The sequence below is a fragment of the Saccharopolyspora rhizosphaerae genome (genome assembly GCF_003931915.1).
Taxonomy (GTDB): domain Bacteria; phylum Actinomycetota; class Actinomycetes; order Mycobacteriales; family Pseudonocardiaceae; genus Saccharopolyspora; species Saccharopolyspora rhizosphaerae.
Genome location: NZ_RSAA01000008.1, coordinates 47308 through 59540 on the forward strand (window position 1 = coordinate 47308; position 12233 = coordinate 59540).

Annotated in this window: 11 protein-coding genes; 1 reads left to right on the forward strand and 10 read right to left on the reverse strand. The window is 69.6% G+C overall.

Annotation, left to right across the window (positions count from 1 at the left end; all coding sequences use genetic code 11):
* Positions 1–28 precede the first annotated feature (28 nt).
* From EIL87_RS09425 to EIL87_RS09470, 10 genes are all read right to left on the reverse strand, one after another.
* On the reverse strand, positions 29–1165 hold the full coding sequence (locus EIL87_RS09425; protein ID WP_125089833.1) for an MCE family protein: 1137 nt from the start codon (positions 1163–1165) through the stop codon (positions 29–31).
* A complete protein-coding gene (locus EIL87_RS09430; protein WP_125089834.1) occupies positions 1165–2334 on the reverse strand; it encodes an MCE family protein in 1170 nt (389 codons plus the stop codon). The genes EIL87_RS09425 and EIL87_RS09430 overlap by 1 nt, the downstream gene beginning before the upstream one ends.
* Entirely contained in the window at positions 2331–3536 is a 1206-nt protein-coding gene (locus EIL87_RS09435) for an MCE family protein (RefSeq protein ID WP_125089835.1), read from the reverse strand. The genes EIL87_RS09430 and EIL87_RS09435 overlap by 4 nt, the downstream gene beginning before the upstream one ends.
* Positions 3533–4546, reverse strand: a complete 1014-nt coding sequence (locus EIL87_RS09440; protein ID WP_125089836.1) for an MCE family protein — start codon at positions 4544–4546, stop codon at positions 3533–3535. The genes EIL87_RS09435 and EIL87_RS09440 overlap by 4 nt, the downstream gene beginning before the upstream one ends.
* Positions 4543–5574: an MCE family protein gene (locus EIL87_RS09445; RefSeq protein ID WP_233576133.1), complete on the reverse strand. Its 1032-nt coding sequence runs from the start codon at positions 5572–5574 to the stop codon at positions 4543–4545. The genes EIL87_RS09440 and EIL87_RS09445 overlap by 4 nt, the downstream gene beginning before the upstream one ends.
* Positions 5571–6920 (reverse strand): MCE family protein, encoded by a 1350-nt coding sequence (locus tag EIL87_RS09450; protein WP_125089837.1) that lies wholly within the window; start codon positions 6918–6920, stop codon positions 5571–5573. Before EIL87_RS09450 ends, EIL87_RS09445 begins: the two co-directional genes overlap by 4 nt.
* Positions 6917–7747 (reverse strand): MlaE family ABC transporter permease, encoded by an 831-nt coding sequence (locus EIL87_RS09455; protein ID WP_125090008.1) that lies wholly within the window; start codon positions 7745–7747, stop codon positions 6917–6919. Before EIL87_RS09455 ends, EIL87_RS09450 begins: the two co-directional genes overlap by 4 nt.
* A 43-nt stretch (positions 7748–7790) precedes the next feature.
* A complete protein-coding gene (locus EIL87_RS09460; protein WP_125089838.1) occupies positions 7791–8573 on the reverse strand; it encodes an MlaE family ABC transporter permease in 783 nt (260 codons plus the stop codon).
* A 91-nt stretch (positions 8574–8664) separates the two neighbouring features.
* Entirely contained in the window at positions 8665–9600 is a 936-nt protein-coding gene (locus EIL87_RS09465; protein WP_125089839.1) for a 3-oxoacyl-ACP reductase, read from the reverse strand.
* Complete coding sequence (locus EIL87_RS09470) at positions 9557–10651, reverse strand: zinc-binding dehydrogenase (protein ID WP_125089840.1); 1095 nt, start codon at positions 10649–10651, stop codon at positions 9557–9559. Before EIL87_RS09470 ends, EIL87_RS09465 begins: the two co-directional genes overlap by 44 nt.
* A gap of 406 nt (positions 10652–11057) precedes the next feature.
* Here EIL87_RS09470 and EIL87_RS09475 point away from each other — a divergent pair, with 406 nt between their 5' ends.
* On the forward strand, positions 11058–12233 hold the full coding sequence (locus EIL87_RS09475) for an acyl-CoA dehydrogenase family protein (RefSeq protein WP_125089841.1): 1176 nt from the start codon (positions 11058–11060) through the stop codon (positions 12231–12233).

Sequence of the window (12233 nt, forward strand, 5' to 3'; positions counted from 1 at the left end):
GAACCGGGCGGTGGCGCGTCCACCTCGCTCAGGGCGCGGGCGGGGAGACGGGTGCCGGGACCGGGTAGCGCACGGCGTTCTGCGAACCGCGGACCCCCGTCTGGCTGCCCTTGGGCTCGGTGCAGCCGATGTCGTAGTTCGTGGGGCCTTCGGAGGTGTCGGCGCCCGGCTTGCGGGGCGTGCCCTCGTACCCGGCCGTGCAGGCCGGCGGGTTGAACACGTTGAGCACCAGTCCGAGGTGGCCGGTGCCGTCCGGCGACAACGTGTGGGTGAACGCGCTGACCATCGGCAGCGCGACCAGCGTCTGCTCCAGCGCCGGTGCCCGCACGCTGGTCAGCTGCATCGTCGTGAGCAGGTTGGCGGCCACGAGGCCGAAGTCGGTGCGCATCGAACGCGTGAGCTCCTGCAGCTCGGTGGCCGCGCCCGGCGCCGCGGCGATGGCCTTGCGCAGGTCCGGGTCGGACTGCTTGAGCTGCCCGGAGATCTGCCGCAGGCCGGTGCTGAACTCGGTGAGGTTCTGCGCCTGCTCCTGCTGGGTCTTGAGGACGAGATCGCTGTTGTCCAGCAGCTGCGTGGTCTCCGGCAGGTTCTGCTGCGCTTCGGTGGTGAACGAGCTGGTGGCGTCGAGCATCTTCTGCAGGTGAGGTCCGGTCCCGTCGAACGCGGTGCCGACCTCGTCGACCACCGTCCGCAGCTGGTCGGTCGGCACGCCGGCAACCAGCCTGTCCACGTTGACCAGCAGGGACTCCGGTGCGGGCGGGATCACGGTCCGCTCGACCGGGATCACCGACCCCGTTTCGAGGTAGGGCCCGCCGCGGCGCTGCGGCTGCAAGTCGACGTACTGCTCACCCACCGCCGAGCGGTTGGCGACCACGGCGCGCGCGTCGGCCGGGATCTCGGGTGCGTCGTCGTTGATGTGCAGCTCGGCGGCGATGCCGTCGTGGGTCAGCCGGAGCTCGCTGACCCGGCCGACCGCGACGCCGCGGTAGCTGACCTCCGAGTTGACGAACAACCCGCCGGACTCGGGCAGCCGCACGGTCACCGGGTAGCCGTTGCCACCGAAGTAGCGGTCCAGACCGGCGTACTGACCACCGACGAACCCCACGCCGACCACGGCGATCACGAGGAACAGCGCCAGCTGCACCTTCACCTTGCGCGCGACCATCAGGAACCCCCTCCGGAAGATCCCGGCAGCAGACCGCCATCGGGCTGTGGTCCGGGGATCGGCAACGGCGGCAACGGCGGCGAGCCCGGCGGGAGCGGCAGGTTCATGCCCGACTGACCGGAGTCGGAGATCCCGGGCAGCGGGATCGGCGGGCCCGACGAACGCGCGAAGTTCTCGTACAGCTCCGAGAGGTCCAGCGAGACGTTGACGCTGGTGTTCACGAAGTCGCCCTTGAGCGGGATCATCGCCTGCTCCGGGAACGGGTAGGTCGACAGGAACGCCAGCGTCTGCGGGAGGATCTCGCCGGCCTTGGCGATCTCCTGCAGGGTGGGGGCGACCGCGTGCAGGTCGGCCACCAGGTCCTCACGGCTGGCGTTGACGGTCTTCGTCGCAGTGCCTGACAGCTCGTCCAGCGACTGCAACATGCCGACCAGCTGGCCCCGCTGCGCCTCCAGCTCGCGCAGCCCCGGGGCGAGCCCGTCCAGCGCGGTGTCGATGTGGCCGGTCTGGGCGCGCAGGTTGCCCGAGAGCCGGTTGAGCCCGTCGAGCGCCTTGGTGATCTCACCGCGCTGGCCGTCGAGGCGGGCGACCACCTCCTCGATGTTGCCCAGCAGCGAGCGGATCTCCTCCTCGTTGCCGGTGAAGGCCTTGTTCAGCTCCTGCACGATGGTCTGCAGCTGTTCGATGCCACCGCCGTTGAGCAGCAGCGACACCGCGCCGAGAACCTCCTCGATCTGCGGGTTGCGGTTGGTCCGCTCCACCGGGATGACCGCGCCGTCCTGCAGCCTGCCTCCGGCGTTCTCCGGCGGCGGGGCCAGTTCGACGAACTTCTCCCCCAGCAGGCTCGACTGCCGCAGGTTGGCCAGGGCGTTGGCCGGCAACCGCACGTCGCTGTTGACCCGCATCGTCACGACCGCGGTGGTGTTGTCCGCAGCCAGCTGGATGCGGTCGATGCGCCCGACCGCCACGTCGTTGACCTTCACGCTGGCCTGCGGGACCAGGTCGAGCACGTCGCGGAAGTGCACGGTCACCAGGTACGGATCCTCGCCGAGTTCGGCGCCGCCCGGTAGCGGGGTGTTGTACAGACCGGTGAAACCCGCGGTGCCGCAGCCGGAGAGCAGCAGCACCGACAGGGAACCCGCCAAGAAGGCGCAGCGCTTGGTGGTCATGGTGTCCCCGCCCCTCGTCTCATCGCGTCGACCAGCGGCAGCGGCACCGGGTTCGGCCCCTCCTCGAGGTTCTTGGTGACGTCCCCGCCACCGCCCTGCACCTTGCCGAGGATCTCGGCGACCGACGGCAGCGGGACGGTGCCCTGGATGATCGGGTTGAGCTTCTGGCAGGTGTCGCGCACGTGCTGCGGAACGGGTTCCGGGATCGGCGTGACGCTGGTGATCAGCCTGCACACCATCAAGATCGGTGGTTCGGCCAGTTCCTGCGGGTTCCAGCGGGAGGCCATCCCGCCCGACGCCGAGTCGTAGGCGTTGATGAAGTTCGAGGTCGCCAGCGGCAGCAGGTCGAGCACCTCGGCGAGGGCGTTGCGCTGGTCGACCAGCGCCTGCGTGACACCCGTGAGGTTCTGCACGTTCGACGACAGGTGGTCGCGGTTGTCGTGCACGAACCGCTGGACGTCCTCGAGGGCGAGGGCCAGCGAGTGCAGCGAGGCGCCCAGCTGCTCCCGTTCCGAGGCGAGGTAGCCCGTGGTGTCGGCCATCCGGCCGTACAGCTCGCGGATCTGCGCATCGCTCTGGGCGAGCGTGCCGGTGAACTGGTTGAGGTTCTGCACGGTCGCGAACATGTCGCCTTGGTTCTCCGACAGGGTCGCCGACAGCTCCCCGAGCCGCTTGATCGTGGTGTTGAGGTCCTGGCCGTTGCCCTCCAGGGCCGCGCCCGAGGACGTGAGGACCTCGTTGAGCGCACCGTCGCGGTTGGCGCCCTCCGGGCCCAGTGCCGTGGACAGCGCGTTGACGCTCTTGTAGAGCTCGTCGAGCTCGGCCGGGGTGGCGGTGCGCTTGCGGTCCAGCACCGCGCCCGAGGCCATCACCTCCCCGGAGGTGTAGGCGGGCGTGAGTTGCACGTACCGGTCGCTGACCAGGCTCGGCGCGACGACCACCGCGTTGGCGTTGGCGGGGACGCGCACGCCGTCGTCGACCTGCATCCGGACGCGCACCACCTCGCCCTCGGGACGCACCTCCTCGATCTGCCCGACCTTGACGCCCAGCACGCGCACGCTGGAGCCGGCGTAGAGCCCGACGGCCTTGTCGAAGTAGGCGGTGATCGTGGTGCCGGCGGACGCCAGCGTCCACCACACCACCCCGGCGGTGACCAGGACCAGCACGCACAGTGCGGCGATCGCCTTGCCCAGCTTGCTCATCGCGCACCTCCGCCGGGAACCGGGATCTCGCACTCGGGGCTGTTGGTCTCGACCGGGCCGGCGTGGATCGGCGGCGGCAGCAGGCCGCAGAAGTAGCCCTCGAACCACCGGCCGTTGCCGATGGTGTTGTTGAACCCGCGCACGTACGGCTGGAGCGCGCCCACGGCCTTGCCGAGGTTGTCCTGGTTGCGCTTGAGCATCGCCGTGAGCTGGTCGAGCTGCTGCAAGGCGGGACCGATCTGCTCCTGGTTGTCGGCGACCATGCCGCGCAGCTCCACCGAGAGGTTCTGGGTCCCCGCCAGCAGTCCGCTGATCGCCTGCTTGCGAGCCTGCACCTCCGACAGCAGCGTGTTGCCGTCGCGGACCAGCCGCGTCACCTGCTGGTCGCGGTCGGCGACGATGCCGGAGACGTCACTGGCGTTGTGCAGGAGGTCGGCGAGCTGCTGGTCGCGGGAGGCGATGGTCTGCGAGAGCTGGGAGAGCCCGTTGACCGCCTGGTCCATGTGCTGCGGCGTTCCGCGCAGCGTGTCCGCCATGACGCGGAAGCTCTCGGCGAGCTGGTCGCTGTCGAGCTGGGCGGTGGTGTTGGTCAGCTCGGTGATCGCGTCGGGGATGTCGAACGGAGAGCTCGTGTTGCGCAACGGGATCGCCTCGGACAGCTCCTCATCACCCGCCGGCTGCAGACCGACGAACTTCTCGCCGAGCAGCGTCTTGATCTGGATGTCGGCGCGAGTCCGGTCGCCGACCTCCTGACCCTCCACTGTGAACGAGACGAGCACGCGGTTCCCGTCCAGCTCCACGTCGTCGACCTGACCGACCTTGACCCCGGCGATCTGCACCTCGTTGCCCGGCTCCAGCCCCGCGGACTCGCTGAAGTAGGCGGAGTACGAGCGGCCGGAGCCGACCAGGGGCAGGTCCTTGGCGTAGAAGGCCAGCAGGATGCCCACCACCATCAGCGAGATCGTCGTGACACCGATGGCGACGGGATTGCGTTCCCGCAGTGGTTTCATCGGCAGCGCTCCGGCAGTTGGGTCGTGGGGATGGGGATGATCGGCACGTTGATCTTGAGCTGGTCGATGCGGATGTTCCCGGTGACCTGGCAGGAGTAGTAGTTGAACCAGCCGCCGTAGCTGACGGTGCGGGTCAGCCGGTCCAGCCGGCCGGGCATCGTGCGCAGGGTGTGGTCCAGCAGCGGGAGGTCCCTGTTCAGGTGCCCGGTGACGTCGCGCAGCGCGCGGATGTCCTGCTGCAGCGGCGGTCTCGCCTGCTCGACCAGGCTGCCGGTGGCACCGGTGAGCTCGTCCAGCGCGCTGATCGCCTCTCCCACCGGCTTGCGCTGCTCGGACAGCCCGGTGGTCAAGCGCTGCAGCGCGTCGATGAGCTGCTCGAGCTGCGGGCCGCGCTGGTTGACCGTGCCCAGCACGGCGTTGAGGTTGTCGATGACCTGTCCGATGACCTCGTCCTTCTTCGCCAGCGTGCCGGTGAGCGAAGCCGTGTGCTGCAGCAGGCTTTCGACGGTGCCGGCCTCGCCCTGCAGCACCTGCACGAGCTCGTGCGAGAGCTTGTTGACGTCCTCCGGGTTGAGCGCCTGGAACAGCGGCTTGAACCCGTTGAACAGCGCCGTGAGGTTCAGCGCCGGGTGTGTGCGCTCGAGCGGGATCTCCGATCCCGGCTGCAGCACGTCCTCCGGGTCGCGCAGCGGCGCGTCCAGCGAGAGGTAGCGCTGCCCGGCGATGTTGCGGAACTTCACGGTGGCGTCGGCGTCCCGCGGCAGCTTGCGGCCGGACTCGACGTCGAACCGCACCAGGGCGTGCTTGCCGTCGACGACCTCGAGCTCGGTGACCCGGCCGACTTTGACCCCGGCGATGCGCACGTCGTCGCCCTCGCCGAGCCCGGAGGCGTCGGCGAAGCGCGCGACGTACTCCTCGGCGTCACCGGAGGAGTTGGCGGCGATGGTGGACACCAGGACGCCGGTCAGGGTCAACGTCACCACGACGAAGGTGATCAGCTTGATCAGCGGCGAAGTGATCGATCTCAACGCAGGGTCACCTCCGCGCCCCGGAACAGCGGGCCGACCAGCAGGCTGGACCAGTCCGGCACGGCCTTCGGGTCGGTCTCCAGCTGCGGGGCCATCAGGGCCGCGAGAAGGTCGCGCTCGGGCCGGGAGTTGGCCACCGACGCGCTCGCGGACTGCGTCGTCGTCGACGCCGGTGCGGACGGTGTGTTCTTCCACGGGAACATGAACTGGTCCCGGGTCATCGGCGGCTCGGGCTTGACCGAACCGTCTTCCAGCGGGCCGTCAGGCGGGTACTGCGGGAAGGTGTCGGGAGGCTCGACGAACGGGTAGCAGCGGGGACCGCGCTGCTCCAGGTTCTGGTGGTCGTCCCGGCCGGGCAGGTACTTGCCGCGGCTGCCGGTGAACTCCAGCGTCATCCGCGCCATGGTCGGGGTGTCGGTGCCCTTGCCGAAGGTCTTGTCCCCGTTCTCGATCCCGGCGTGGAACTGCCGGAGCACGCAGGAGTACTCCGGCGAGTACTTCGCCAGCAGCTCCAGCGTCTCCCGCGACGTTCCCGCGAGGCGGATGAAGTTGTTGCTGTTGGCCGCCAGGAACTGGTCCACCTCGGTGCTGGCGCTGGTCGTGGTGCTGATCATCGTCCGGAGCTGGTCGCGCTGCTCGACGATGGTCCGGCTGGTGGTGGTCAGGTCGTTGACCGCCTGCAGGAGGTCGGGAGCCGCGTCGGCGTAGTTCTCGGCCACGTCGTCGATGCGCCCGATCACCGACTCCAGCTTCGGCAGCGACGGGTTGAAGTCCTGGAGGTACGTGTCCAGCTGGACCAGCGTCTGCCCGAGCTGGTCACCCCGGCCCTCCAGCGCCTGCGAGACGGCGTTGAGGGTGGTCGCGACCTGCTGCGGCTGCACCGCCTGCAGCACCGGCATGAGGTCGTCGAGGACCTTCTCGACCTCCATGGCCGAGGCGCTGCGGTCCTGCGGGATCACGTCCCCTGCCTGCAAGGTCGTCGCCGCGGCTCGCTCGGGGATGTCCAGCGACACGTAGCGCTCGCCGAAGAGGGTCTTCGGCAGCAGGCGGGCGGAGGCGTTGGCCGGGATCATCTCCGCCTTGTCCGGGTGCAGCGCGAGCCGCAGGTCCGCGCGCCCGGTGCCGGCGTCGATGGCGCGGACCTCCCCGACCACCACGCCGCGCACCTTGACGTCCGCGCCCGGCATCATCTGGTTGCCCGCGGTGTCGGCGCGCACGGTCACCGCGACGAAGCGGGTGAAGGCCTTGTTGTACATCCCGATCGTGCCCGCCAGGAACAGCCCGGCGACGACCAGGAACGCGATCCCCATCGCCTGGTAGCGGCGTCTGCTGCGCTCTTCGATCATCCGGCTATCCGAACCGTCGTGGTCGATCCCCAGATCGCCAGGCTGCAGAAGAAGTCGAGCACGGTGACCAGCACGATCGAGGTGCGCACCGCGCGGCCGACGGCGACGCCGACCCCTGCCGGACCGCCGCTGGCGGTGTAGCCGTAGTAGCAGTGGGTCAGGATCACCGCGATGCTGAAGACCATCACCTTGCCGAAGGACCACAGCACGTCCTCCGGGGGCAAGAACAGGTGGAAGTAGTGGTCGTAGGTCCCCGGCGACTGGCCGTAGACCCACACCGTGATCTGCCGGGAGGCCAGGTAGGAACCCAGCAGCCCCACCACGTACAGCGGGATGACGGCGGCGACCCCGGCCAGCACTCGGCTGGTCACCAGGTACGGAACGCTGCGCACCCCCATCACTTCCAGCGCGTCGATCTCGTCGGAGATGCGCATCGCGCCCAGCTGCGCGGTGAAACCGCAGCCGACGGTGGCCGACAGCGCGAGACCGGCTGCCAGCGGCGCGACTTCGCGGGTGTCGAAGTAGGCGGCGATGAAGCCGGTCAGCGCCGCGGTGCCGAGCTGGTTCAGCGAGGAGTAGCCCTGCAGGCCGACGACGGCGCCGGTGGCCATGGTCATGCCGATCATGACGCCGAGCGTGCCGCCGATGATGGCCAACGCTCCGCTGCCGAAGACGACCTCGGTGAGCAGCCGCAGCGTTTCCTTGGGGTACTTGGCCAGCGTGACCGGCACCAGCGCGAGCGCGCGGCCGTAGAACGACAGCTGCCAGCCGAGGTTGGCCAGCACGTCACCGGGCCTGGCGGCGACCTTGGCGATGCGGCGCTGCATCGGGGTGGGTGTCGGCGGGGACGCCGTGTCCAACACTGCCATCTCACAGCCCCTTCGGCGGCACGAGTTGCAGGTAGATGCCGGTCACCAGGAGGTTGATCATGAACAGCAGGAGGAAGGTGATGACCACCGCCTGGTTGACCGCGTCGCCGACGCCCTTCGGCCCGCCGGAGGGGTTCAGACCGCGGTAGGCGGCCACCACGCCGGCGACGAAGCCGTAGATGGCGGCCTTGATCTCGCTGACCCAGATGTCGGGCAGCGAGGCCAGCGCGTTGAAGCTCGCGAGGTAAGCACCGGGCGTGCCGCCCTGCAGGATCACGTTGAAGAAGTAGCCGCCGAGCACGCCGACCACGCTGACCAGGCCGTTGAGCAGCAGCGAGACCAGCACCGCGCCGAGCACCCTGGGCACGATCAGCCGGTGGATGGGCGAGATGCCCAGCACCTCCATCGCGTCGATCTCCTCGCGGATGGTGCGTGCCCCGATGTCGGCGCACACCGCCGAACCGCCGGCACCGGCCACCAGCAACGCGGTGATCAGCGGACTCGCCTGCTGCAGGATCGCGAGCGCGCTGGCCGCGCCGGTGAACGACTGCGCCCCGATCTGCTGGGTCAGCGACCCCAGCTGCATGGCGATCACCGCGCCGAACGGGATGGCCACCATCGCGGTCGGCAGGATCGTGACGCTGGCGAAGAACCAGGCCTGCTGGACCCACTCGCGCACCGCGAAGGGCTTGCGCGGCGCGTACCGCACGACTTCCCAGGCCAGCGTGGCGATCTTGCCCACGTGGCCGAGGGCCGTCGAGACTCCGGCGACCGGCGCGCTCATGACCGCCGCTCCTCGATACCCATGCTTCCTCCCGGCCTCGTTGACGGAAAAAGTGCCTGCCGCCTGTGAGCCCGGCGGGATGGCCGCTGCTCTACGGAATCGCGAGGACGTCGTTGGCGGCGAAGGACTTCTCCGGGTCGCGGTCGGCGAAGTAGGACCCCAGGCCCTGCTCCAGGTCCTCCTGCGTCCAGAGGTCGCCCGGTGCGGCGAACTTCTGCTCGACCGTCGGCGGCGCCAGCAACGCGACGACACCGCTGTGCACGACGAAGACCTGTCCGCTGATGTTCTCCGCGGACGGCCCGGCGAGGTAGGTCACCAGCGGAGCCACGTGCTCGACCGACATCGGGTCGACGCCCTCGCCGGGTGCCTCGCCGAAGGTCTGCGCGGTCATCGCGGTGCGCGCCCGCGGGCAGATCGCGTTGGCCCGCACGCCCATCCGCGACATCGCGCGGGCGGTGGAGACGGTCAGAGCCGCGATGCCGCCCTTGGCCGCGGCGTAGTTGGGCTGTCCCGCCGATCCCAGCAGGAAGGCCTCCGAGGCGGTGTTGATGATGCTGCCGCTGGTGGCGCCGGTGTCCTTGTACTCCTGGCGCCAGTGCGCGGTGGCGTTGCGGGAGAGCAGGAAGTGGCCGCGCAGGTGCACCCGCAGCACGTCGTCCCACTCCTGGTCGCTCATCTTGAACAGCATCCGGTCGCGCAGCAGACCGGCGTTGTTGACCACGACGTGCAGCCCGCCGAGGCGTTCGGTGGCAGCGGCCATCATCTGCGCGGAGACGTCGGAGTCCGAGACGTCGCCGACGACCGCGACCGCCTTGGTGCCGATCTCCTCGATCTCGGCCACCACGTCGTGCGCCGCCTCGGTGACGTCGTTGACCACCACGTTCGCCCCGGCGCGCGCCAGCGAGAGCGCCTCGGCGCGCCCCAGTCCGGCACCGGCTCCGGTGACGATCGCTACCTTTCCGTCCACACTCGACACGTGCGCCTCACCTCGGGTCGAAAGTGACGACCTGGCGGACCACGGCGTCATCGCCGCGGCGCAGTGCCGCCAGTCCGTCGTTGATGTCGGCCAGCGGCAACCGCCGGCTGATCATGCCTTCCAGGTCCAGCAGTCCCGCCCGCCACAGCTCGACCATCCGGCCGGTGTCCCGGCGTGGGTCGGCCGAACCGTAGAAGGAGGGGACGATGGTGCGTTCGTTGATGAACAGCTCTTGGGCGGAGAACTCGACCTTCTGGTCCTCGCCGCCCGCGCCGACGATCACCGCGGTGCCGCCGCGGCGGGCCGCGTCGTAGGCGGCTCGGATGGTCGTGGCCAGTCCGACGACCTCGAAGGCGTAGTCGAAACCGCGTCCGCCGGTGACGTCCTGGCGGACTTCGGCCAGGCCTTCGGGCGTGGTGGCGTGGGTGGCGCCGAACCGCAGCGCCGCTTCGTGCTTGGCGGTCACGGGGTCGACCGCGACGATGCGCGAGGCACCGGCGATGCGCGCGCCCTGGATGACCGAGATGCCCACCCCGCCGCAGCCGATGACGACCACGGTGGCGCCGGGTTCAACCTTCGCGGTGTTGAGCACCGCACCGACGCCCGTGAGCACCCCGCACCCGATCAGCGCGGCGAGCTCGTGCGGCACGTCCTCGTCCACCACCACCGCGGCGTCGGCGGGGACCACCAGCTCTTCGGCGAAGGTGCCGCACCCGGCGAAGCCGAAGGCGGACTCGCCGCCGACCTCGAAGCGGGGCGAGACGAAGGCGTTGGCGGTGTGCACCTCGCACAGGTGCGGCTGGCCGCCCAGGCACACGCGGCAGCGGTTGCACGGCGGCACGAAGGAGATCACGACCCGGTCACCGACCTGCAGGTGGTCGACCTTCTCCCCCACCGCGACGACGTCGCCGGCGCCCTCGTGGCCCAGGATCCCGGGAGCCAGCGCGGGCAGTCCGCCGTCCATGGCGGACAGGTCGCTGTGGCAGATGCCGGAGGCCCGAACCCGCACGCGCACCTCGTCGGGGCCCACCTCGGCGGTGGACACGTCCGAACGCACGTCGAGTTCAGGGTCACCGATCTGCTTCAGCACCGCTGCCTTCACCGGCTCGCTCCTCACCAGGGCACCCCCGCAGCACCGCGGGGAGCGTGTAAGCCACCACACACTAGAATGTGTTCTCGCTCGGGATCAAGAGGCTTGTCAAGAAGCCTTCCCACTGCTGCACACCCGCCCGCCTGCGCGCACACGAGTAGGTAAAACGCGTTCTAGCAAAGGGGACCTTCCGGTCATCGTCGGACCGGACCGCCGCCCATCCGGCAGCCCTGATCGCTCAACGAGCCGGAGCCGCTCCCGGTGACTGCTCCGTTCGGACGCGAAGTCGCGGTCACTCTAGAACACGTTGCACATCGTTGATGACGCGATGACCGCTCGGTCTCGACCTGATCGCGAACGCCGGTCTATGATTTTAGAAACGTGTTCCACCCAAGCGCGGCCCACCCCGGGAGGATGCATGCGCATCGCCTACACGTCCGAGCACGAGAAGCTCCGGGAGGAGCTGCGCGCCTACTTCGCCGACCTCATGACGCCCGAACTCCGCGAGGAGCTCTCGCACGGCGACTACGGCGACGGCGGCGCTTACCAACAGCTCGTGCGGCAGATGGGGGCCGACGGCTGGCTCGCGCTGGGCTGGCCCGAGGAGTACGGCGGCCAGAACCGCAGCATGCTCGAGCAGCTGATCTTCACCGACGAGGCCGCCATCGCGGGCGCTCCGGTGCCGTTCCTGACGCTCAACAGCATCGCACCCACGATCATGCGCTTCGGCACGGCCGAGCAGAAGTCCTCCTTCCTGCCCAAGATCGCCGCGGGCGAGATCCACTTCGCCATCGGCTACTCCGAACCGGAAGCGGGCACCGACCTGGCTTCGTTGCGCACCACCGCGGTCCGCGACGGCGACGAGTACGTGATCAACGGCCAGAAGATGTGGACCAGCCTGATCCAGTACGCCGACTACGTCTGGCTGGCCTGCCGCACCGACCCCGAGGCGAAGAAGCACCGCGGGCTGAGCGTGATCATCGTGCCCACCTCGGCGGAGGGCTTCTCCTGGACCCCGGTCCACACCGTGTCCGGCCCGACGACCAGCGCGACCTACTACTCCGACGTGCGGGTGCCGACCTCGTCGCTGGTGGGCACTGAGAACGAGGGGTGGCCGCTGGTGACCAACCAGCTCAACCACGAGCGGGTCGCGCTGACCTCCGCCGCGCCGCTGCAGCTGGCGCTGACGGAGGTGCGCGACTGGGCGGCGCGAACCCGGTTGTCCGACGGGCGGCGGGTCATCGACCAGGAGTGGGTGCAACAGCACCTCGCGCGGGTGCACGCGGGCGCGGAGTTCCTGAAGCTGATGAACTGGAAGATCGCCACCACCGCCGAGAAGCACCCCACGCCCGCCGCGGCGTCGGCCACGAAGGTCTTCGGCACCGAGTTCGCCACCGAGGCCTACCGGCTGCTCATGGAGGTGCTCGGCACCGCCGCCTACGTGCGCTCGGGTTCGAAGGGCGCCGCGCTGGCCGGGCGGATCGAACGGATGCACCGCTCCGCGCTGATCCTCACCTTCGGCGGCGGTACCAACGAGGTGCAGCGCGACATCATCGCCGCCGTCGGCCTCGGACTTCCCGCTGCGAAGCGCTGA